Raw genomic sequence first — 21,332 nt, forward strand, 5'->3', positions numbered from 1 at the left:
GGTCGCGACAGCCAGTCGCCGCCGCGACCGCACCGCGCGGAGGCGGAGGCGGAGGGGGCGTCGCGGCCGAGCTGGGCGGAGCGGGACGGCGCCGGGCGGAGCGGGTCGGCGCGGGGCGGGGTGGTGTGGCAGCACGCGAAGTGGATGTGCCGCCGATGGCGGCCGCGGCGTTGATCGCCGTGATGGGGGATCAACGCCGCGGGGTGGTCAACGGCGGGCGGGCTCCTCGTGGGAGGTGCGCTTGGCGACGGCCTCGGTGATCTGCCGGGCGAGGTCCTGTCCGGTCAGGCCGATCCTGCCGAGGATCGCGGCCCGCTTGGCGTGGTCGAGGAACTCCTGCGGGATGCCGTACGTACGCACCGGCACGTCGACGTCCGAGTCGCGCAGCAGGCGGGCCACGGCGTCGCCCACGGCACCCACGCGGCCGTTGTCCTCGACGACGGCCACCAGCTTGTGGGCGCTCGAGGCCAGCACCAGCGCCTCGTCGAGCGGCTTGACCCAGCGGGGGTCGACGACGGTGGCCGAGATGCCCTGGGCGTCGAGCAGGACCGAGGCGTCCATGCAGACCTGCGCCATCGGGCCCACGCCGACCAGCAGCACGTCGGGCTCGCCCTCGGGGGCCCGCAGCAGGTCCATCTCGCCCAGCTTGCCCACCGGCTCGATCGATTCGGCGACCGGGCCCTTGGGGAAGCGCAGCACGGTCGGCCCCTCGGTGACCTCCACGGCCTCGCGCAGCAGCTCGGTCACCCGGTCGCCGTCGCGCGGCACGGCGATCCTCAGGCCCGGGACGACCTGGAGAATCGACAGGTCCCACATGCCGTTGTGGCTGGCGCCGTCGTCGCCCGTGACGCCCGCCCGGTCGAGCACCACGGTGACGGGCAGCCGGTGCAGGGCGACGTCCATGAGGAGCTGGTCGAAGGCCCGGTTGAGGAACGTGGCGTAGACGGCCACCACCGGGTGCATGCCGCCGAGTGCCAGCCCGGCGGCGCTCGTCAGCGCGTGCTGCTCGGCGATGCCGACGTCGTAGATGCGGTCGGGGAAGGCGTCGGCGAACGCGTTGAGGCCGGTCGGGTGGAGCATGGCCGCGGTGATCGCGACGAGGTCCTCGCGCTCCTTGCCGAGCCGGACGAGCTCCTCGCTGAACACGTTGGTCCAGATGCGGCCCTTGGGCTTCTCCGCGCCGGTGGCCCGGTCGAAGGCGCCGGGCGAGTGGAACTGGTCCTCGTCGTGGTTTTCCGCGGGCGTGTAGCCGCGGCCCTTCTGGGTGAGCGCGTGGACGATGACGGGGCCGCGGAAGTCGCGGGCCTTGCGTAGCGCCGCCTCCATGGCCTGCTCGTCGTGGCCGTCGATGGGGCCCACGTATTTCAGCCCGAGGTCCTCGAACATGACCTGCGGCGCCAGGACGTCCTTGACGCCCTTCTTGAAGCCGTGGAGCGCGTCGTAGAGGACGGGAACGTTCCCCAACTTCTCCTTGACGTATTCGAGCATGTCCTCATACCTGCGGTTGACCCGCAGGGAGGACAGGTGGGAGGCCAGGCCGCCGATCGTGGGCGAGTAGGAGCGGCCGTTGTCGTTGACCACGATCACGACCGGCAGGTCTTTGCCGGCGGCGATGTTGTTGAGCGCCTCCCAGGCCATGCCACCGGTCAGGGCACCGTCGCCGATCACCGCGACCACCGTGCGGTCGTGCTCGCGGCGCAGCTTGAACGCCTTGGCCAGGCCGTCGGCGTAGGAGAGCGCGGTCGAGGCGTGGGAGTTCTCGACGAAGTCGTGCTCGGACTCGGCCTGGCTCGGGTAACCCGACAGGCCGCCCTCCTGCTTGAGCGCCTCGAAGCCCGAGGCCCTGCCTGTCAGCAGTTTATGCACGTACGCCTGGTGGCCGGTGTCCCAGACAATGGGGTCGTCCGGCGAGTCGAAGACCCGGTGCACGGCGATGGTCAGCTCGACCACACCGAGGTTGGGGCCGAGGTGGCCGCCGAATCTGGCGCACGAGTCGACGAGCAGATCACGGATCTCCCCCGCGAGTCGTGGCAACTCCTCGACAGCGAGCCGTTTGACGTCGTGCGGTCCCTTAATCGAGCCCAGCAACCCGCTCACGGATCCGACTCCCCTCTGCTCTTGTGCGCCGACGCTCCGAGTCTAGTTCCCGGACGCCTCACTGACTCCATCGAGTCAAATCCACCCACATATGTCCGATCTTGACCTAGTCTTTCGGGACATATGAACTCCGTCCCCAAAAGCAAACTTGCGGCTCTCGCGGTCGCCATGCTGGCACTTGCCCTGGCAGCGGCCGGTTTGGTGCTCGTGCTGGCCGACGTGGCCACCACCTCGACGGAGCCGCAGAACGAGGCCCAGCAGCTCGCCTCCCCGCCCGCCAAGGTCTCCAGCCAGTCGCAGAAAGGCCCGTCGATCGGCAGGGCGCTGGCGACGGCGAACCCGCTCTACAGGACCGGGCGCCTGACCGACGTGAACTGCACGCCGGGCGACCTGCCGGCCGGAAGCATGACCGCCTACCGGCGCTTCCTGACCCGTGTGACCAACTGCCTCAACAAGGCGTGGGGCGCCCAGTTCCAAAAGGCCGGGCTGCCCTTCGCCAAGCCGCGGCTGCGCATCATCACCACCAAGATCAAGACGCCCTGCGGCGCGTGGAACGCGGGCGCCGACGGCGTCTACTGCTCCACCGACCGCACGATGTACCTGATGATCAGCAGGGACCAGTTAAGGAACCCGTTCCCGCTGGGCATCACCCGCCTGATCGCCCACGAGTACGGCCACCACGTCCAGCAGACCTCCGGCATCTGGAACTATTACTGGGCCGCCAGGAACGTGGCGGGAAAGGCCAAGCGGCTGCAGCTCTCGCGCAATTCGGAGTTGCAGGCCGAATGCCTCTCCTCGGTCTTCATGAGCACCCTCAAGGGGACGGAGCTGGTCACGGACGCCGACTGGGCGTACACCGTGGACTGGTTCAGGAAGAACGGCGCCAAAGGCTGGCCGCAGAACGACCACGGCAGGGGCCCCACGCAGGCGGCCTGGATGACGCGTGGCTTCAACCGCGGGACTCCGGGCGCATGTAACACCTGGTCCGCCTCCCCCACGAATACACTTTAATGTTCCTTTACCTGGAACTCCCTCTTTAATAGGGTGCCTTCTCATGCGTATCCCCCGATTGGCGCTCATGGCAGGCGCTCTGGCGAGCCTGCTCTTCGCCGGCACGGCCCACGCGGCCACCGCTGCTCCGGCATACAAGCCCGTACTGGCGAAAAACCCGATCTACAAGACGGGCAAGCTCGGCTTCGACACGTGCGAGGAGCCGAAAGTGCCGTCCGGGAGCCTGGACGAGGTCAAGGGCTACCTCGAAGTCGTGCTCGACTGCCTCAACGCCGCCTGGAAGCCCAAGATCAAGAAGGCGGGTTACGCCTTCAGCAAGCCCTCACTGCAGGTGATCACGAAGGTCGGCACCGCCACGGGCTGCGGCAAGTTCCCGGAGGGCGCGCAGGCGATCTACTGCCCGGGGAACAAGAAGATCACCTACCTGCTGAGCTGGAACCTCGTCGAGGAGCCGAACGACCTGATACTGATGCTGGTCCTGGCCCACGAGTACGGCCACCACGTCCAGCAGCTCACGGGCATGTTCAAGGCCGAGACGCGGTACAACGGCAAGAACGAGGCCCGCGTGCTCGACGAGGCACGGCGCTTCGAGCTCCAGGCGGAGTGCCTGGGAGGCGTGTTCATCGGCAGCGTCTGGCACTCCCTGGGCCGCCCGGACACCGACTTCACCTACCTCGTCAAGAACGGCGGCACCGGCCTCGACCTGTCAGCCATCGGCGTGAAGGTCGAGGGCTGGGGCGAGAAGACGCACGGCAACGCCGCGAACATCGGGCACTGGCTCAAGAGCGGCTTCGACACCGAGTCGGCCGGCGGCTGCAACACCTGGACGGCACCCAAGTCCAAGGTGTCCAAGTAGTCCTCTAGGATCCGCGATCATGCGTATTTCCCTCTTAGTGGGCATGGTCGCGGGTCTGGTCCTCTTCTCCGATCCGGCCTGGGCGGCGTCGAGCATCGCCCAGGCCGGTCTATCAGGGGCGACGGGCGGTCGCGTGGCCGTCCAGAAGTGCGCGATCCCGCAGATCCGCGGGGGGAGCGTCGCCTCGCTCAAGTCCTTCCACCGCGCGATGGCCGCATGCGCCGACCGCTTCTGGGCCGCCCGGTTCGCGGCTGCCGGGCTGACGTACACCTCGCCCGAGGTCACGATCACGACGGGGAGCGACTCGGTCTGCGGCAAGATCACCAGCAACGGCGCGCAATACTGCCCGGAGCAGCGCACGATCGTCATCCGCATCATGAAGCACGACCTGGGCGACCCGTTCAGGATGAACATCGCGCACTCGATCGCCCACGAGTGGGGGCACCACGTGCAGCAGCTCATCGGGGTGCTGGACGCGCAGAACGCGCTGTACTGGCCCGCGTCGGACGGCGCCAGGGCCCTGCTGAGCCACCGGCTGGAGATGCAGGCCGAATGCTTCGCCGGCGTCTTCTACAGCGCCACCCTCGAGTCGATCAACCCCGGGATCGAGTGGGACGACTGGATCGATGCCGTGCGCAGAGCGGACGAGAGCAAGATCCACGGCAAGCCGCGCAACCTCGCCTTCTGGCAGGACCGCGGCTACCGCGGCGGCGCCACGGGCTTCTGCAACACGTGGACGGCCGCCACGTCCAAGGTCACCTGACCGTCCGTTCGTACGAACCGCCCGCGCGGGCCAGGACCTCCAGGGGGTCGGCGAGGACGTGGGCGAAGGCCAGCTCGGCCGCGCCCACCAGAGTGGCGGCGTCCCCGAGTGACGACGTGCGCAACCGCAGCCTCTCCCGCTGCGGCGCCATCGCGTGCAGGGCGAGCTGGGTACGCACCTGCGCCGCCGACCCGAGGTAGATCTCCCGCAGCATCCCCCCGAAGATCACCATTTCCGGGTTGAAGATGTTCACCAGGTTCGCCACGCCGAGCCCGAGCCAGTCGCCGACCTTGCTCAGCGCGTCCTGTGCCTCGATGTCGCCCCGGTCGGCGGCCTCGACCACGGCACGTACCGCGTCCCGCCCGTGCTGCCCGGGACCGACGCGGCCCGCGGCCTCCAGCAGGGCCCGCTCCCCCACCTCCGCCTCGAGGCACCCGTGCGAGCCGCAGCCGCAGGCGCGGCCCCCCGGGTTGATGACCATGTGGCCGACCTCGCCACCGTAACCGTCGTGGCCGCCCAGCAGGTGGCCGCCCGCGATGATGCCGCCGCCGATGCCCACGTCGCCGTGCAGGTAGATGAGGTCCCTGACGGCGGCCCCGACGCCGCGGCTGTGCTCGGCGAGCGCGGCCAGGTTGGCGTCGTTGCCCACGCTGACCGGCAGCCCCAGGCCGAGCCTGCGGCCCAGCTCCTCGCCGAACGGCACCTCCTCGGCCAGCAGGTTGGGCCCGAACCGCACCACCCCGTCGGCCTTGCGCACGCCGCCGGACACGGCCGCCGCCGCCCCGACGCAGACGGTGTCGTCCCTGGTCTTGCGCCGCATCTGCCTGGCGAAGCCGGCCAGCGCCCCCGTCAGCTCGTCCAGCTGGAACGGGCCACGCTCGCGTGCAGTGTCGCGGCGGTCGAGTATCACCCCGCCCAGCCCCACGCGCGCGACCGCGAGCCGGTCGGGGCCCACGTCGAAGGCGAACACGTAGACCCGCGCCGACTCGGGCCGCACCACGAGCGAGGGCCGCCCCGCGCGGCCCGTCTCACGGGGCAGTTCCTCACGCACCAGCCCCGCCGCGGTGAGGTCGGAGGTCAGTGCCATGATCGTGCTGCGGTTGAGCCCCATCTTCGTGGTCAGCTCGGCACGCGAGATCGGCCCGCCCAGGTGGACATGGCGAAGCAGCGCGCCGAGATTGTGGCGCCTGATGTCCTCTTGGGAAGGGCCGGCACGCATCGTCTGGGGTTCCTTCAAGGGGGGCTGTGAGTCGCTGATCACCTTAGACCAGCGGCAGCAGCCCGCCTGCGCGCCAGGGCGTCCACCCCCGCAGCGAGCAGCAGCACAGAACCCGTGACCAGGTACTTCACACTGGCCCCATACCCCATCAGACCCATGCCGTTCTCGATCACCGCCACCACGGCGCCGCCGAGCACGGCGTCCAGCACCCTGCCCTTGCCGCCGAACAGGCTCGTGCCGCCGATGACCGCCGCGCCGACCGCGTACAGCAGGACGGAACTGCCGCCCGTGTTGGGGTCGACGGAGCTGGCCCTCGACGCGGCGACGATCCCGCCGATCGCGGCCATCGAGGAGCAGATCACGAACGCGCTGATCTTGATCCTGTCGACCGGGATGCCCGCCCTCCGTGCGGCCTCGGTGTTCCCGCCGACCGCGTAGAGGTGACGTCCGAACGCGGTACGACGCAGCACCAGCGTCCACACGACCAGCAGCACCAGGATCACGGGCACCACGATCGGCACGCCCGTGAGCGAGACCAGCGCCGGGTTGCGGCTGCGCTCCAGGTTGAGCACGTAGACCGCGAGCCCGGCCAGCACCGCCAGCGCGCCCACGCGGGCCGCGATCAGCGACAGCGGGTCGGCCACCAGCCCGCGCTTGGAACGCTTCCTGGCCCGGAGGAGCTGCACGGCGGCGAAGACCGCCACGCAGACCGCGTAGAGCGCCCAGCCGAGCCAGGGCGGCAGGTTCCTGTTCGCGACGGCGACGATCACGTTGTCCCTGATGGAGATGTTCGTGCCCTCCTGGACCAGCACCAGGACCAGGCCCTGGAAGGCCAGGAACGCGGCCAGCGTGACCACGAACGACGGGATGCCGACCTTGGCGACCAGTGAGCCGAGCAAGGTGCCGATGACCACGCCGGTGACGATGGCGGCCAGCACGCACACGTACCAGGGCAGGCCCATGCTGGTGAGTGTTACGGCGAGCACCGCCGCGCACACGCCGCTGGCGAAGCCGGCGGACAGGTCGATCTCGCCGAGCAGCAGCACGAACACCAGGCCCATCGCGATCAGGGTGATCGCGGCGCCCTGGGTGAAGAGGTTGGCGAAGTTGATGGAGGTGACGAAGGCGGGCCGCGCGATGGCGAAGACCGTGCAGAGCACGATCAGGCCCAGCACAGCGGGCAGCGCGCCCATGTCCCCGCCGCGTACCCGCTCGACGTAGGCGAGGAAGCTGTTGCCGATCGACGGGGACTGCGTAGCGGCGGCGATGGCCTCGCCGGGGAGTTCCTTGACCTTGCTCATGGGGTGACCCCGTTCTTGAGGCCGAGTTCCCCGCTGCGGCCTGAGGTGATCAGTTCGACGACCTGGGCGTGCGTCACGTCGGCGGTCCTGACCTGGGCGGCCATCCTGCCGAGGTAGAGCGCCGCGATCCGGTCGGAGACGGCGAAGACGTCGTTCATGTTGTGCGAGATGAGGACGACGGCCAGACCGGTGTCGGCCAGCCGGCGCACCAGCTCCAGGACCTGCGCGGTCTGGGCCACGCCCAGTGCCGCGGTCGGCTCGTCGAGGATGACGACCTTGCTGTTCCACAGCACGGCCTTGGCGATGGCCACGGTCTGCCGCTGCCCGCCGGACAGGCTGGAGACCAGCTGCCTGATGGACTTCACCGTGCGCACGGACAGGCTGCTGAGGGTCTGCGCGGCCAGTTCCTCCATGCTGTCCTCGTCGAGCAGGAGGCCGTTCTTGCGCTCCCTTCCGAGGAACATGTTCTGGACGATGTCGAGGTTGTCGCACAGGGCCAGGTCCTGGTACACGATCTCGATCCCGAGCTCGCCCGCGTCGCGCGGGCTGTGGACCTGCACCGGGCGCCCGTCGAAGAGGATCTCACCGCCGTCGATCGGATAGATGCCGCCGACGCACTTGACCAGAGTGGACTTGCCGGCGCCGTTGTCGCCGACCAGGGCCGTCACCTCGCCGGGGTACGCCGCAAACTCGACCTGGTGCAGGACCTTCACCGGGCCGAAGCTCTTGTCGATCCCGCGCACTTCAAGGAGGGGGGTCATGGGGCTCCCTAAGAGGGGGCACGACCGGTCCGGCCGCGCCCCCTTCGGTGTTATTGAATGCCTGCCTCGGTGCACTTCTTGGCGAAGTCACCCGTGCACAGTTCCTCCTTGGTCACGTAGCCGTCGGCCACCACGTCCTTGACGTTGTCGAGGTAGATGGCCTGCGGCTCCATCAGTTCGGAGGGCACGTCCTGACCGGTCTCCGGGTCCTTGACGCTGCTGCTCGCCGTGGGCTTCTCGCCCTTGGCCAGCGCCACCGCGAGCTTGGCCGCGGCGTCGGCCTCCTTCTTGACGGCCTTGTAGACCGTCATGCACTGGTCGCCGGCGAGGATGTTCTGCAGGCCCTGGACGGTGGCGTCCTGGCCGGTGACGGGCACCTTGCCGTTGAGGTTGTTCTTCTTCAGCACGGTGATGGCGGCGTTGCCCAGGCCGTCGTTGGCGGCCAGCACGCCGGCGATCTTCGGCTGCTGGGTCAGCATCTGCTCGAAGATCGTGCCGGCCTGGGTGTTGTCCCAGTCGGGCACGGCCTGGTCGGGGCCCTTGACGTACTCGCCGGAGTCGAACTTCGGCTTGAGCACCCCGTCATAGCCGTTCTTGAACAGGGTGGCGTTGTTGTCGGTGGGAGAGCCGTTCAGGTAGGCCACGATGGGCTTGCTGGCCTTCTTGTCGGCCAGGCACTTGCTCAGGCCCTCGCCCTGCAACGTGCCGACCTTGGTGTTGTCGAAGCTGACGTAGTACGCGGCGCCGCCGCCGAGCGTCAGCCGGTCGTAGTCGATCGTGGCCACGCCCTGGGACTTGGCCTTGTCGATGACGGCCTTGCCGCTGCCGCTGTCCAGGTTCACGATCATCAGGACGGTGGCGCCGTTGGTGACCATCTGGTCGGCGATGGTCTGGAACGCCGTCTTGTCGTTCTGGGCGTTCTGGATGTCGTACTGGACGCCGGCGGCCTTGAACGCCTCTTCGAGGTACTTGCGGTCCGCTGTCTCCCACCGGGCCGAGGACTTGCTGTCCGGCAGGATGACGCCGATCTTGCCGGCCTTCGCCGCTGAGGCTGAGGCCGAGGCTGACGAGGTCGACGCGTTGGTCTGACCGCTGTTGCCCCCGCAGGCGGTGAGACCGAGGGCGAGCACGGCTGCCGCGGCGGTCAGGCTGAGGATCCCCTTGCGCATGGTGCAGGGTCCTTTCTTCCGGAGGGGCCCGGATGAATGTTGTTTGCGGCAACGTATTCCGGGATGGCCTGCTTTGGAAGACCCTGTCGGCCGAGAGTTTGTTGTTTCGAGTAACAATCCAGAAACGCCACCTCAATCTCCCCGACTCCTGCTCGTTGAGGCTGTGAACGATAGAGGGCGGAGGTCGCTCCTCCCTGGGGGTCCCGGCCGGGCAGGCGGTGCTGCGCCCGGAGCCTTCCGCGCCGCCGGCAGACGCGCGACCCGGCACGCAAGTGTTCTGGGAAAGTAGTTTTCCTGGCGGGCAGTAGGTCGTTCCGGCCTCAGCGGCTCACGGTGGTCTCCCGCTCCACACGCGACAGCTTCTCGGGATTGCGCACGTGGTAGGCGCCGGTGACGTAGCCGTTCTCGACCCGCACCGCCACCACGCCGTCGATCTCCCCATTGACTCGGACGAGCAGCCCCGGGTGCTCGCCGCAGGCTGGCTGCTGGGGGAAGTGTGGGCGTCGGCACTCTGCTGTACGCGCTCATGGTCGGCCCGACCGCCCAGTTCTTCATGCCCTGGTTTGCCTACCGCGGCCGCGACGACTAAGAGATGTCAGCCGATCCCCGATCGATCCTCACGGACGGGGCACCGGGAACGTCGGGCACCCCGGCGGGCCTGAGCGCGGCGAATTCCTTGCGCAGTACCGGCACGACCTGCTCGCCGAGCAGATCGAGCTGTTCGAGCACCGTCTTCAGCGGCACTCCCGCGTGGTCCATGATGAACATCTGCCGCTGGTAGTCACCGAAGTAGTCGCGGAACTTCAGGGTCCTGTCGATGACCTGCTGAGGGCTGCCGACCGTCAGCGGGGTCTCGGCCATGAAATCCTCCAGCGAGGGGCCGTGGCCGTACACGGGAGCGTGGTCGAAGTACGGCCGGAACTCCCGGATCGCGTCCTGCGAGTTCTTCCGCATGAACGCCTGCCCGCCGAGCCCGACGATGGCCTCCTCGGGCGTTCCGTGCCCGTAGTGCGCGTAACGCTCGCGGTACAGCCCGATCAGGCGCTGGAAGTGCTCCTTAGGCCACAGGATGTTGCTGGCGAAGAAACCGTCGCCGTAGTACGCGGCCTGCTCGGCGATCTCTGGTGAGCGGATGGATCCGTGCCAGACGAACGGCGGCACCCCGTTCAACGGGTCCGTTCGTCGCTCCAGCCCAATTTCCTCATCAGCGTGGGGCGACGGCGAGCCGAGGGATTTCGGTGTGGAGCATGCAGCGTCGGGCAAGGGGCTGGGCCGATCTCCACGAGGTGCGCCGTCCCTCTCAGCCCCGGTCGGCTGGCGGCCGGGCAGCGATCGCGGCAGCCCGAGCCATGGGAACACGCTGTTGTCGAAGCGGGTCATGCCGCTGATCCGGTCGCCAGTGAGGGTGAGGACGATGAGGCCGGTGCCGCGGCGCGGAAGACCAGCCCCTCTCAATAAGGGGGCAGCACCAGCGGGCGAGGTCGATTGAAAGCGTTCACGCACGCGCAGGCCAATCCTTGCCCCACGCCACCTCAGGTCCCCCCGGCCGGCCTCAAGCGCTCTTGACCTGAAAACGAAGAGTCAGCGACCTAGGTCCCAGAGGCAACCATGGTCGGAAATCGCAAGGCAGGACGCCCCAAGTTATTCTCTGTCGCCGTGACTGCGCCGATATCTGTGCAGCAGGGACTCGACCATGCCCACGAGAAGAAAGAGCATGACGCCCAGGACGAGGACGTGCTCAATCCATTGGGCGCCGACGCCCCATCCTGATAGCGCGAAGCTTTGCGGATGGCCTGAGATGATGCCGGTGATGTGGGTGAAAACGCTCCAGGCGGCGACAACCGTCAGCAGCCAAGCTGCGACAGGGTGTTGATCGGCCGATGTGGCGTTGCCCAGACGTATCGAGCCACGCAACCTATGCAGCGGTTTGCGGTGGTTCACGGCGATCACTATGACACTGCCCTCCCGGTAACGGAAGAGCGACGGCCGATCCGCCCGCCGCGGGCCGTACGGTGGGCGGTTCAGAGCCGGTCGCCATCGGAGGCCTCGCGAAGAATGAGGTCGAGTATGCCGGGGAAGCGTTTTTCCAGGTCCTGGCGGCGCAGGGTGACATAGCGCTGGCGGCCGTGCGGGTCGTTGCGGACAACTCCGGCCTCGCGCAGGATCTTGATGTGGTGGGACAGGGTCGACTTGGGCATGTCGCCACCGGTGGGCTGGCAGGCCGCGACCTCCAGGGGTCCCCCGGCGAGGCGCCTGGTGATCTCCAGGCGCGCCGGGTCGCTGAGCGCGAACAGCACGTCGGTCAGGACGAGGTCGGCGGCTTCGGGGTGGAACAGCTCACGGGACGACGATCCAGGCATGGTTCGATAATAGTTGAACAGTAGGGCCGGCTGCGCAAAGCTTCCAACTGTTCGAAAGATTTGGAACCATCAATGGTGCCGCAAGGCCCATGATCGACGACCACGCCATGCCCACGGCGGCCCGTGCGGTCCGCGGCCTTGACCGATTCCTTTCGGCGGGGCGCCAAGTCTAAAGACGTGACATCCATCTGCGCCGCCTGCATCGCGACAGGCTGCGCGCACCTATCGACACATTTCAGGAGTATCTGTGCTGCTCGAAAAGAAGAACGCGATCATCTACGGAGCGAGTGGGAACATCGGGGGCGTGGTCGCTCAGACCTTCGCCGCGGAAGGGGCACGGGTCTTCCTCGTGGGGCGCAACAGCGCCGCGCTGGAGGCGGTCGCCGAGAAGATCCAGGCCTCGGGGGGCGTCGCCGACGTCGCCACGGTGGACGTACTGGACGAGAACGCCGTCGAGGCGCACGCCGACGCGGTGGTCCGGGCAGCCGGTTCCATCGACGTCTCCTTCAACGCCTTCAGCCTCCCGCAGACCGGCATTCAGGGCACCCGGATCGTCGATCTGCCGGTCGACAACTTCGACCTGCCCATGTCCACCTACCCCAAGGCCAACTTCCTGACCACCCGCGCAGCCGCGCGGCGCATGACCGGCCAGGGATCAGGCGTGATCGTGACGATCACGGCCAGCCCGTCGCGGTCGGCCCTTGCCCTCATGGGAGGCATGGCGCCGGCGTGGGCGGCGATCGAGTCGCTGTCGCGAGGTCTGGCCGCCGAGGTCGGACCGCAGGGCGTCCGGGTCGTATGCCTGAACGCGGCGGGGATGCCGGAGACGCCGCAGCTCTCGGAGGTGTACGGCCTGCACGCCGATGCCTACGGCATCAGCAGTGAGGCATTCGGGGCCCTGATGACGGAGCGGACCCTGCGCAAGCAGTTGCCCACGGTCGCCGAGATCGCCAACGTGGCCGCCTTCGTCGCCTCGGACCGCGCCGGCGCGATCACCGGGGCGATCGCCAACCTCACCGGCGGCATGGTCATCGACTGACGATGCCCGCAAGGTCCGGCAAGGTGGCCTGGCCACGGCCGGCGCGGCCTGGTTCCCGACGGGAGCCAGGCCGTGGCAGGCCGGTTGACCGGTCGAGCGGAAAGTATGAGGAGGATCATCATGACGCAGTCGTTGGACTCGGCGACCTCACCCGACCAGCATGCGACGCATGCCTTTGAAGACATCCTGGTCCAGGTAGCCGAACGGCGAGCGGAATTCGACCAGAAGCGACATGTCCCGCGCGACATGATCGCCGAGTTCAAGCGCGCGGGAATCTACCGGGCCAGCGCCCCCCGACGCTTCGGCGGCGACGCGCTGCCACCTGCCGAATTCCTCTCGCGCATCGAGCGGATCTCGATGATCGACGGCTCCGCGGGGTGGGTCGCCAGCTTCGGCTCCTCACTGATCTACCTGGCGGCGCTACCGCTGGAGACGCAGGCCGAGCTGTACGCCGACGGACCGGACGTCGCCTTCGCGGGCGGTCTGTACCCGGTGCAGCCCGCCCAGATCGTCGAGGGCGGATACCGGGTCGCGGGCCGCTGGAAGTTCGCCAGCGGCTGCCTGGGCGCCGACTTGCTCAGTGTGGGCATCACCGCCGGCGCGCAGAACGGCAACCGCCCCCTGAAGGCCGTGCTACCCCCTGACCAGGTGGAGATCGTCGAGAACTGGGACGTCATCGGGTTGCGCGGCACCGGCAGTCACGACCTCAAGGTGGACAATGTCATCGTCCCCGCCGAGTGGACGTTCGTGCGCGGGGCCGAGGCCACCGTGGACGAGCCGCTGTACCGCTATCCTAGCGTCCCCTACGCCTCCCAGGTCCTGGCGGTCGTCGGTCTCGGCATCGCACGCGCCGCCCTCGACCACGTCATACGCGGCGGCTACACGGGCGGCCCCAAGCCGGCCGATCGCGCCGCCTACCGGATCTCGGTCGGCAAGGCCGAGGCCGAACTGCGATCCGCGCGCGCGTTCTTCTACGAGACCACCCACGAGGTGTACGAAACGATCCTGGCCGGCGATCCGGCGACCGCGAACCAGACCAGCCTGCTCCGCCTGGCCTCCGCCCACCTGGCCAGAAGCTCCTTCGACGTCGTTCGCACGGCCTACCAGCTGAGCGGCATCCCCGCCATCGCCGACGACAGCCCGATGCAGCGCTACCTGCGCGACGCCTCGGTGGTCCCCCAGCACGCCTTCCTCCAGGAAGGCATCTACGACGGCGCCGGTGCGGTCCTCATGGGCGTACCTCCCTTCCCCGGCTATCTGTGAGATCCGTCCCCTCCGCAGGAAAGGAGCAAGCAGTGACGGTCAGAGAACCCGCGCGGGCCCCCTCTCAAGCCGAATTCCGGGAGGCGATGGCGCACCTGCCCGCGGCGGTCAGCATCATGACCACCGATGGTCCGTACGGCCGCTGCGGCGTCACCGTCAGCGCGGTCTGCTCGGTAACCGACGATCCGCCGACGGTCCTGGTCTGTCTCAACCACAAGAGCGCCATGCACAACGTGTTCAGAGCCAACGGCAGAGTCTGCGTGAACGTCCTGGGCGGCGACCAGCAGGACCTGGCGATGCACTTCGCCGGGGCGACAGCCGTTCCGATGGCGGAGCGCTTCTCCTGGGACGTCTGGGACCGCGGTCAGACAGTGCCGGTCCTCACAGACGCGTTGGTGACCCTCCTCGGCATGGTGAAAGACTGCAAGCCCCTGGGATCGCACAGCGTGCTGTTCGTCGAGATCGAGCAGATCCGCACCCGGAAGGGCGGCCAGAGCCTCGTCTACTTCAACCGGGGCTTCCATCGCGTTGGCTCTGGACTCTGAGGCGTGGGCGCCCACGCCCGGGCAGGCACGAGCCCGGATCAGCGCGGTTGAGGGTAGTGACGGAAGGCCCGGCGGTGGTCGCGACGCCGCGCCGCAGGTTGCCGCAGGCACAGGCGATGACCACGGCCGGCCGCAGGTCGTCGCCGTCGTCGGGCACCGGCGCGCTCCTCACCCGTACGGTCGGGTGGCGGGCGGCGAGCTCGCCCGCCCGGGGATGCCTCATCGCCGGCGACGCGCTCACCCCGCCGCGGATCGCGCGGGCGGCGAGCCAGGTCCTCAGCCGTGACGTCCCGTACGTCCCGGTCCCGCTCGAGGACGTCCGGGCGCAGAACGCCACGTTCGAAGCCGTGGACTTCCTCAACCGCGACGGCGGCTACGGCTCCGACCTGGTCCGCGCCCGGGAACTCCACCCGGGCCTGCTGAGCTTCGACCGCCGGCCGGCCACCGACAGGGCGGCACGGATCGCCGCCCTCATGCCCCCGCAACAGCCCTGGCCGTCGGCATGCGTTCCGGGCGGCTCTTGCCCGGCGAGCTTTCCATTGGTTAGCTATCAGGCATGCCGAACAACCCAGTGCCCCGTCCGCGTCCGGGCAGTCGGAGGCCTTCTCGCGCTCGCCTGCCCGACGGCCATCTGGCGAGCGTCTACAGCGCGGTCTGTCCTTCGCGCCAGGCTCTCGACCGGCTGGCTGACAAGTGGAGTGTGCTGCTGGTCGGCGCCCTGGAGAACGGTCCGCTGCGCTTCGGGCAGCTGCGCGAGCGGGTCGACGGCATCAGCGAGAAGATGCTCGCCCAGACGCTGCGCAGCCTGGAGCGCGACGGGCTGGTCTCCCGAAGGCCCGGCCCGGACCGGGGCGTCACTTACCGCCTCACGCCGCTGGGCCGGACCCTGCGCGAGCCGATGGACGCCATCCGCGCCTGGGCCGAGCGCTACATCAACGACGTCGAACAGGCCCGAGAGGCCACCGACGCCGGTGCGAGCCCGGCCCTCGGTGGCGGGGCATGACCGTCAGCGGGCGACGGCCCAGCGGTGCAGGCGCCGCGCTGGGAGAAACCGGCCGAACACCTCGCCGGCGAAGTGGCCGCCCGCGATGAGCGTGCGCTCGTCCTGGTAGTCCTCCAGCAGCGCGCGGCGGGTCTTGGTGCCCTGCTCGGCGTCGACGTCGAACAGAAAGTTCCAGTGCGTCTCGCTGACCTGCGCCTGCGTGTGCATGACGTCGCCGAGGACGAGCAGCCGCCGGTCCGTGCCCGGGTCGGTGACCAGCAGGCTGAGGTGGCCGGGGGTGTGCCCGGGCGTGGAGACCGCCAGGACGCCGGGCACGATCGGCTCGCCGCGCCGCGCGAACTCGATGGCCTCGCTGAGCGGCTCCTGCACGGCCAGCGGGTCGGGACCGGTGACCTCGGCGGTGCCGCGCCAATGGACCCACTCGGCGCGGTCCACGAGGTGCCGCGCGCGGGCGAAGGTCAGGCCCCGCTCCGGCTTGGCGGGCTCGTTGCCGGGGGCGGGGGCGACGTCACTGGTCCAGCCGACGTGGTCGTGGTGCAGATGGGTGAAGACGACGGTGTCGACGCCGTCCGGCCGCAAGCCCTCGGCGGCCAGGCTGTCGAGCAGCGCGCCGGCGCGGAACGAGCCGATCCCCGGCGCCTCGAAGTCGACCGCCCCCAGCCCGAGGTCCACCAGGACCCGGTGCGCGCCGGTGTCTATGAGGAACGAGCCGATGCTGACCGGGAGCCGGCCGTCGGCGTCGAGGTAGGGCGCGTGGGCGGCCCAGCCGTCCGACCCCGACGCGGGGAACAGGACGGCGGGGTCGAGATGCGCCTCGCCGTCGGGCAGGTAGGTGACGGTGGTCGTCCCTAGGGTGATCTGGCTGCGCGACGCCGGGTCGAGCATGGGGTGCCTCCTTGTTTGCCGGGCTTGGCTTCTTCACTAACTATTGGTTAGTGATCGGCAGGCGGCAAGTACGCACTTGCAAGTGCGTACGCGGGTGAGCGCGAGGATCTCCGGGACGTCGTTGAGGCCGGTTCCATGGACAGGCTCCTCACTCGTGCACTTGGCGACAGCTTCGTCAACGACAGGCCGGCGTGGGCTGAAGTTCTCACCTCAGTGCGCGTCACCTCACGCAAAGCCCCCGGCCGACGGGCTGTGGGGATGCGCCCTCTGACACGGGCGCATCTGCGCGTCTGGGTCGACGCCGGTTTTGGCCAGTTCCTCACGCAAGACCTCAAAGACGCAGGCGACGTTCGCCCAGCTCGGGCACCCTTTTCGCCCTGTGCCGGTGAAGATCGCCGCGATCAGTGCGTGCCCGACCGGCTGGAAGCAGCGCAACGCCCAAGATCTGGCCAGGCGGCGTGAGACGGCCCCGGGTTCAGGAGGCGGCGCGTGCCGAGTGCCCGGTGGCAGCGGAGGCATCCTCGCCGCGGTCGATGTGGCCGGCATGGAACAGGCCCTCGGCGAGCAGGCAGAGCGGGGTCAAATCGGGGCCAGAGACCCAGGGGCGGGGCCCGAGCGGCGCGGGCGTCGCTGCGGCGCCGGGCCCGGCGCAGCCGCTCGCCGTACGCCAGTTCGGTGCGCGCCTGGTCGAAAGGCCGGTCCGCGCGCCGGTGCGCCGCCAGAGCGTAGGTACTGGTCCTCGCGCCCACGAGCTTGTTGGCGTTGAAAGCCATTCCTCGATAGGACGGCTCTGCCGCCCTTCACGCTGTACAGGTCTCGGCCTGGACCGCTCAGGCTCGTTAGGCGGTTCCGGTTGGTTTCGGGGTGAATGCCTGCAGGAAGGTGTGGACCGCGGCGCGCGAGAGGACGCGCAGTTCGGTGTTGGGAACGTGCCGGGTGCCGAGGCGTGCTCGTTTGTCCATCGGACCGCATAGCAGGGCGAAGAACTGTTCGGCGGCCAAGAGTGGATCCGGGGTATGCAGGTGTCCAGCGACGGTAAGGCGCGCGAGTCGGTCGGCCAGGGTTTCGGTGATGCGGTCGGCCGCGCGGGTGTGGATGATGTCGAGCAGGTCAGGGAAATGGTTGATCTCGGCGGACAGCAGCCGACGTAGCGCCCAGGATCGGTCGTCGCAGTAGCACTGGAGCAGGCGCATGCCGACACCTTCCAGAGTTGCGCGTAGGTCGGTGCCGCAGTCGGTGAGCCGGTCGACCGCGGCCAGGTTGTCGGCCAGCGCTTGGTCGGCGGAGGCGGCGATGGCCTCGCGGAGCAGGTTCTCCTTGTCACCGAAGTGGCTGTACACGGTGGCCTTGGCCACTCCCGCCTCAGCCGCGATCACGTCCACCCCCGCCTGGGCGTATCCCGTCCGGGCGAAAACAGTAAACGCGGCGTCCAGGATCGCCTGCCGCTTGTCGATCCGGCCACGCGCCGCGATGGCTTCACTCATGCGCTCAGCATACGCAACAGCCTGCCAAACCAGACTCATCGATCCAATTAACTAGCCTAAGCGGTCGGGCTCCTCAACCGGTGGATCGGGATCGGCCAGTGGCCGGCGCCCGACGGTTACCCGGCGACCTTGGCGAGCAACTCGTCGGTGAGGCCAGACAGTCGTTCCGCATCCTTTGCGGAGAACAGTTCGGTATGCACGTTCAGCTCGGTGAACAGGTTGAACGCGGTCAACGGTGGCGTCGGCGGATCGTCGAGCAGCCGCAGGAGCGGCGGGACCACGTCTGTTGCGGGCTTGGCCATCATCCGCTGCTGCTGAAGGTAGAGCGCGGTCTGCGAGTCGAACTCCCCCGCGTAGCTGGTCGCCGTGGTGCCGGGATGGAAGAGCACGTACCGCACCGGACCCCTACCGTGCCGCTCCGCGAAGGTCACACCGAGCAGATCGTTTAGGCGTCCGGTCATGAACATGGCGTGCACCAGGTCGTAGTGCCGGATGCTCTGCAGATCGTCCCAGGCCACCGTAGTGTCGTGGCCGGGGCCGGCGACGTTCACAATCACTGGCCGGTCCGCCTGCTCCAGCGGGCCGAGCAGCCCGTAACTCAACAGCAGGCGGCTGAGATAGAACAGTGCGAAGTTGCTCTCAAATCCCTCGGCGGTCACCGACCGGTAGGACCGCATGAACCGCGCGCACAGCACCACGCCATCGATGGCCGGGTACTCCTCGGCGAGCATGTCGACGATGCGGCGGGTGTTCGAGACCAGGCTGAGATCGGCCTTGATGAACGCCGCGCTTCCCGGGGCTGAGGCGGCCTCGGCGACTAGTGGTTCGCCCTTCTTAGGGTTGGTCCCGATTATCACGGTCCTGTCGCCCCGGGAGAACAACGTGCGGGCCATTGCCGCACCGATGCCGTCGGTGCCACCGGTGATCACATAGGTCTTCATCAAATCGGCGTCCTTGTCGTTGTCATGTGCGGATTCACCGGCTATACACGGTGCCCTTTGGCCGCGTCGGCCACACGGCGCGACGACTCTCCTCCACTCACACCGTCGGCATACGCGATCGTTCACAAAAGCATACTAGCAAGTCTGGTTAGGCAGCCGAGCTAGTCGTCCCATAGAGTCCGTCGGGGGCGAGACGGCTGTGCCGGCTGTCCTGGCCGCGCAAACCTTGCGACGTCCGGACCTACCCTGCGATCGATCTTGCAACGTCCGCACCAACCCTGCGACAAGAGATGTGGCAGAGGAAGATGCCAGCTATGACCGATTTGACGGCCCATACGGAACCAACGACAACACGTGCCGCCCTGCACGAATTCTGTACCGACCGTTTCGGCGCGGAGCTCGCCTCCCGCGTCATGGGTCTTGCCCGGCCCGGTTTCGAACTGACCAGAGCCGCGCCGGATGAGGCAGCCGGACACAGCCGCTTCGGTGGCCGGGCCATGCTCGAACCCGGAACGCCCTGGCCCACCTGCGAGGGTTTCCCGCTGAGCCTGTTCGCCGTCCTCGACACCGACGCCCTGGCCCCCTGGCTCGGAGACCTCCTTCCGGCCGGCACAGGCCTGCTCAACTTCTTCTACCTCGACAGCGACTCCGAGCCGTGTGACCCTGCCGCCGCCGAGCTGGCCGGCAGATTCGGCATTCACGCCCCTCAGATGGGAGCCGTGGTCGCCGCCCGATCCGGGCACGCCGTGGAGACGGACCCACCCGCCCGGTCCAGTGTCTTCGCGCCGGTCGCATGGGCGGCCTCGCCGGGGTTCGCCTTCCCCGACACCTTTGACCCGGCCTGGTGGACCATCGACTTGGAACCCGGCGCCTACGACAGCGACTACATCATCGAGTACACCAACTTCACGAACCTCGACAGCGACTGGCCGGAACGGCCGGGCGCACTCTACGGCCGGGACGCCGCCTTCGGCTGGCCGATCTTCCCTACGGGAAGTTCGCCGTTTCTTCCCGGCAAGGACGACCCGAACCGCTACCAACACCTGCTCCAGCTGTCTGACCAGCATGAGTGGCGCATCGGCGGGGACGGCGGCTTGATGCACTGGTCGATCCCCACCGAAGCGCTGCGGACTGGCGACTTCAGCCGGGCGATCCCAACCCCGGACATCTGGTGACCATTGGGATACGGGCGGGCCCCGGCAGGATCGATCTGCTTACCGTCAGATCCCCGGTGACCACTTCCACGGAAGATGCAAATTAAGTCTGAACAAGCTCGGCGGTCGCCGTTCGGATCTACCTTTCAATCCACAGGTCAGCGTCCCGGCCCCTGCAAGGTTCGGCCGGAACGGACACCGGCCAACAGCCGCGCCAGCATCGGGTCGTCCGTCCCCGACCAGCCGGACGGTTCCACCACCGCACCCATCGCGGGTTGCGACCGCTCCAACGTGGCCACCTCCCTCACCGCCACCGGTCGCCATCGTGAAGTCGGAGACCGCGCGATTCAGCTCGGCGAAGCTCATCTCCGTACTCGTGCAGGCGCCGAACCGGCGCAGCACCTCGGCCGGGTCGAGCCGCGCAGCAAGGTCATGCAGTAGATTTCGCCGAGAAGGTTGCCCTGATCACCGTACGGCGGTCGCAGCCAGCGGAACGGCGCCAGCGTGTCGATCGTCATACCGGATCTGGGCAGGCCCTACTGACCTAGTCAGGCCCACTCCACTCTTGCCCGCGCACCCGCTGTTCGAGAGCGACCTGCTGCCGCTGGAATGGTCGCGTCCGAGATGACATGGCTCTGCACTTGAAGCCTTACGCCGACACCGGGCAATTCGGACGCCATCCGACGTGGGTCAAGGTGATGAGTTTCGCCGGCTCGCGCCAGCCAGGCGAGGCCCCGCCGGTTCCGGGCGGAGGCCTCGGTGCGCACTTTAGAAAACGCGCTCGGCGACCTTCACCCGCCGACTTGCCTGCAACGCGGCGCGCAGCTTGTCGGCTGGCAACGACGCGGCGGGGGTCTGAAGGATGCGCTCGACCGGCACGTCGGGATCGGCGAGGTAGATCTGGGTGTAGGCGCCGGACTCGGACTCAAAACGCCAGCTGTCGGCCAGAGATCCGGCATCGACGGTGTCGAACCCGAGCCGGCCGATCAGCTCCGCTGCCCGAACCTTCGCGTCGACGTTATCGCCGGCGATGGGCAGGGCGCTGCGGTCCGGGGCTCCGGCGGGCCGGGCGAGCAGGGGGATGTGATGGGCCAGGATGTTGTTGAAGGCCTTGACCAGCAGGACGCCGGGCAGCAGCTGCTGGGCCAGACGCCGAAACCGTTGCGACGATCAACTCCAACGAATGCCTTGTTCACCAAACCGCAATCCAAGCGGAGAGTCACATCATCGAGGAACACCCCCTCTGACTAGCAGCTCAGCACCCCACTATCCCTTTCTCCAGTACTGCCCCCTACCTGGAACAGGCGCGCTGGCGCCCCTGTGGTGCATTGCCCCAGGCAGGAGGGTAGGGGACGCTCTGAGCCGGGTGTTGGAGGCCGAGATGAAACGCTCGGTGCTAGCGGGGATCGCCGCCGGATTGGTGCTGGCGGCCACGGCGGCAACCGGCCTTGCGGTGGCGGCCTGGCGGCAGGCCGTCGAGC

19 protein-coding genes and 1 pseudogene are annotated in these 21,332 nt (G+C 68.4%); 9 read left to right on the top strand and 11 right to left on the bottom strand.

The window, feature by feature from the left end; translation table 11 throughout:
• Positions 1–207 precede the first annotated feature (207 nt).
• The gene (gene dxs, locus AB0J09_RS11390; protein WP_360688845.1) at positions 208–2,088 is read right to left on the bottom strand and encodes a 1-deoxy-D-xylulose-5-phosphate synthase; all 1,881 of its coding nucleotides are present in this window, start codon (positions 2,086–2,088) and stop codon (positions 208–210) included.
• Between the two features lie 177 nt (positions 2,089–2,265).
• Here dxs and AB0J09_RS11395 point away from each other — a divergent pair, with 177 nt between their 5' ends.
• From AB0J09_RS11395 to AB0J09_RS11405, 3 genes are read left to right on the top strand one after another with little or no spacing between them, the layout of a single operon-like run.
• Positions 2,266–3,108 (top strand): neutral zinc metallopeptidase, encoded by an 843-nt coding sequence (locus tag AB0J09_RS11395; RefSeq protein WP_360688810.1) that lies wholly within the window; start codon positions 2,266–2,268, stop codon positions 3,106–3,108.
• Between the two features lie 43 nt (positions 3,109–3,151).
• A complete protein-coding gene (locus tag AB0J09_RS11400) occupies positions 3,152–3,964 on the top strand; it encodes a neutral zinc metallopeptidase (protein ID WP_360688812.1) in 813 nt (270 codons plus the stop codon).
• 19 nt (positions 3,965–3,983) lie between these two features.
• Positions 3,984–4,727: a neutral zinc metallopeptidase gene (locus AB0J09_RS11405; protein WP_360688814.1), complete on the top strand. Its 744-nt coding sequence runs from the start codon at positions 3,984–3,986 to the stop codon at positions 4,725–4,727.
• On the opposite strand, the gene AB0J09_RS11410 is transcribed toward AB0J09_RS11405, so the two are convergent.
• From AB0J09_RS11410 to AB0J09_RS11440, 7 genes and pseudogenes are all read right to left on the bottom strand, one after another.
• Entirely contained in the window at positions 4,720–5,946 is a 1,227-nt protein-coding gene (locus tag AB0J09_RS11410) for an ROK family transcriptional regulator (RefSeq protein ID WP_360688816.1), read from the bottom strand. The two genes, AB0J09_RS11405 and AB0J09_RS11410, sit on opposite strands and share 8 nt — an antisense overlap.
• Positions 5,947–5,984: 38 nt before the next feature.
• Positions 5,985–7,247 (bottom strand): ABC transporter permease, encoded by a 1,263-nt coding sequence (locus AB0J09_RS11415; protein WP_360688818.1) that lies wholly within the window; start codon positions 7,245–7,247, stop codon positions 5,985–5,987.
• Positions 7,244–8,008, bottom strand: coding sequence for an ATP-binding cassette domain-containing protein (locus AB0J09_RS11420; protein ID WP_360688820.1), 765 nt, complete (start codon positions 8,006–8,008; stop codon positions 7,244–7,246). Before AB0J09_RS11420 ends, AB0J09_RS11415 begins: the two co-directional genes overlap by 4 nt.
• 50 nt (positions 8,009–8,058) lie before the next feature.
• Complete coding sequence (locus AB0J09_RS11425; RefSeq protein WP_360688822.1) at positions 8,059–9,177, bottom strand: substrate-binding domain-containing protein; 1,119 nt, start codon at positions 9,175–9,177, stop codon at positions 8,059–8,061.
• 585 nt (positions 9,178–9,762) lie between these two features.
• Positions 9,763–10,350: pseudogene (locus AB0J09_RS11430) on the bottom strand (LLM class flavin-dependent oxidoreductase); the annotation flags it as partial.
• Positions 10,351–10,818: 468 nt separating this feature from the next.
• Positions 10,819–11,118 (bottom strand): hypothetical protein, encoded by a 300-nt coding sequence (locus AB0J09_RS11435; protein ID WP_360688824.1) that lies wholly within the window; start codon positions 11,116–11,118, stop codon positions 10,819–10,821.
• Between the two features lie 80 nt (positions 11,119–11,198).
• Positions 11,199–11,537: a metalloregulator ArsR/SmtB family transcription factor gene (locus AB0J09_RS11440; protein ID WP_360688826.1), complete on the bottom strand. Its 339-nt coding sequence runs from the start codon at positions 11,535–11,537 to the stop codon at positions 11,199–11,201.
• Positions 11,538–11,784: 247 nt separating this feature from the next.
• On the opposite strand from AB0J09_RS11440, the gene AB0J09_RS11445 reads away from it, so the two are divergent.
• The 4 genes from AB0J09_RS11445 to AB0J09_RS11460 all read left to right on the top strand — a co-directional run bounded on the left by AB0J09_RS11445 (position 11,785) and on the right by AB0J09_RS11460 (position 15,387).
• A complete protein-coding gene (locus AB0J09_RS11445; protein WP_360688828.1) occupies positions 11,785–12,576 on the top strand; it encodes an SDR family oxidoreductase in 792 nt (263 codons plus the stop codon).
• Between the two features lie 120 nt (positions 12,577–12,696).
• Complete coding sequence (locus tag AB0J09_RS11450) at positions 12,697–13,839, top strand: acyl-CoA dehydrogenase family protein (RefSeq protein WP_360688830.1); 1,143 nt, start codon at positions 12,697–12,699, stop codon at positions 13,837–13,839.
• 32 nt (positions 13,840–13,871) lie between these two features.
• Positions 13,872–14,384 (top strand): flavin reductase, encoded by a 513-nt coding sequence (locus tag AB0J09_RS11455; protein ID WP_360688832.1) that lies wholly within the window; start codon positions 13,872–13,874, stop codon positions 14,382–14,384.
• 556 nt (positions 14,385–14,940) lie between these two features.
• Positions 14,941–15,387, top strand: a complete 447-nt coding sequence (locus tag AB0J09_RS11460) for a helix-turn-helix domain-containing protein (protein WP_360688834.1) — start codon at positions 14,941–14,943, stop codon at positions 15,385–15,387.
• Positions 15,388–15,390: 3 nt separating this feature from the next.
• On the opposite strand, the gene AB0J09_RS11465 is transcribed toward AB0J09_RS11460, so the two are convergent.
• The 3 genes from AB0J09_RS11465 to AB0J09_RS11475 form a co-directional block, all read right to left on the bottom strand.
• Entirely contained in the window at positions 15,391–16,272 is an 882-nt protein-coding gene (locus AB0J09_RS11465; RefSeq protein ID WP_360688836.1) for an MBL fold metallo-hydrolase, read from the bottom strand.
• An 839-nt stretch (positions 16,273–17,111) separates the two neighbouring features.
• On the bottom strand, positions 17,112–17,756 hold the full coding sequence (locus AB0J09_RS11470; RefSeq protein WP_360688837.1) for a TetR/AcrR family transcriptional regulator: 645 nt from the start codon (positions 17,754–17,756) through the stop codon (positions 17,112–17,114).
• Between the two features lie 116 nt (positions 17,757–17,872).
• Positions 17,873–18,823: an SDR family NAD(P)-dependent oxidoreductase gene (locus tag AB0J09_RS11475; RefSeq protein WP_360688839.1), complete on the bottom strand. Its 951-nt coding sequence runs from the start codon at positions 18,821–18,823 to the stop codon at positions 17,873–17,875.
• Positions 18,824–19,110: 287 nt separating this feature from the next.
• Between AB0J09_RS11475 and AB0J09_RS11480 the strand changes: the two genes are divergently transcribed.
• Together AB0J09_RS11480 and AB0J09_RS11485 are read left to right on the top strand one after the other, a co-directional pair.
• Positions 19,111–19,872, top strand: a complete 762-nt coding sequence (locus AB0J09_RS11480; protein ID WP_360688847.1) for a DUF1963 domain-containing protein — start codon at positions 19,111–19,113, stop codon at positions 19,870–19,872.
• Between the two features lie 738 nt (positions 19,873–20,610).
• Positions 20,611–21,102: a hypothetical protein gene (locus tag AB0J09_RS11485; protein WP_360688841.1), complete on the top strand. Its 492-nt coding sequence runs from the start codon at positions 20,611–20,613 to the stop codon at positions 21,100–21,102.
• The last annotated feature ends 230 nt before the right edge of the window (positions 21,103–21,332 follow it).

Origin of the sequence: Nonomuraea sp. NPDC049784, from assembly GCF_040659615.1 — a bacterium.
In the GTDB taxonomy this organism is placed as follows: Bacteria; Actinomycetota; Actinomycetes; order Streptosporangiales; family Streptosporangiaceae; genus Nonomuraea.

What these genes read in the sequence shown, in the direction of transcription:
- AB0J09_RS11465 (WP_360688836.1), bottom strand. Translation starts at nt 16,272, where the DNA reads ATGCTCGACCCGGCGTCGCGCAGCCAGATCACCCTAGGGACGACCACC.
- AB0J09_RS11425 (WP_360688822.1), bottom strand. Translation starts at nt 9,177, where the DNA reads ATGCGCAAGGGGATCCTCAGCCTGACCGCCGCGGCAGCCGTGCTCGCC.
- AB0J09_RS11415 (WP_360688818.1), bottom strand. Translation starts at nt 7,247, where the DNA reads ATGAGCAAGGTCAAGGAACTCCCCGGCGAGGCCATCGCCGCCGCTACG.
- AB0J09_RS11480 (WP_360688847.1), top strand. Translation starts at nt 19,111, where the DNA reads ATGGGTCTTGCCCGGCCCGGTTTCGAACTGACCAGAGCCGCGCCGGAT.
- AB0J09_RS11460 (WP_360688834.1), top strand. Translation starts at nt 14,941, where the DNA reads ATGCCGAACAACCCAGTGCCCCGTCCGCGTCCGGGCAGTCGGAGGCCT.
- AB0J09_RS11405 (WP_360688814.1), top strand. Translation starts at nt 3,984, where the DNA reads ATGCGTATTTCCCTCTTAGTGGGCATGGTCGCGGGTCTGGTCCTCTTC.
- AB0J09_RS11420 (WP_360688820.1), bottom strand. Translation starts at nt 8,008, where the DNA reads ATGACCCCCCTCCTTGAAGTGCGCGGGATCGACAAGAGCTTCGGCCCG.
- AB0J09_RS11440 (WP_360688826.1), bottom strand. Translation starts at nt 11,537, where the DNA reads ATGCCTGGATCGTCGTCCCGTGAGCTGTTCCACCCCGAAGCCGCCGAC.
- AB0J09_RS11470 (WP_360688837.1), bottom strand. Translation starts at nt 17,756, where the DNA reads ATGAGTGAAGCCATCGCGGCGCGTGGCCGGATCGACAAGCGGCAGGCG.
- AB0J09_RS11410 (WP_360688816.1), bottom strand. Translation starts at nt 5,946, where the DNA reads ATGCGTGCCGGCCCTTCCCAAGAGGACATCAGGCGCCACAATCTCGGC.
- AB0J09_RS11400 (WP_360688812.1), top strand. Translation starts at nt 3,152, where the DNA reads ATGCGTATCCCCCGATTGGCGCTCATGGCAGGCGCTCTGGCGAGCCTG.
- AB0J09_RS11450 (WP_360688830.1), top strand. Translation starts at nt 12,697, where the DNA reads ATGACGCAGTCGTTGGACTCGGCGACCTCACCCGACCAGCATGCGACG.
- AB0J09_RS11395 (WP_360688810.1), top strand. Translation starts at nt 2,266, where the DNA reads ATGCTGGCACTTGCCCTGGCAGCGGCCGGTTTGGTGCTCGTGCTGGCC.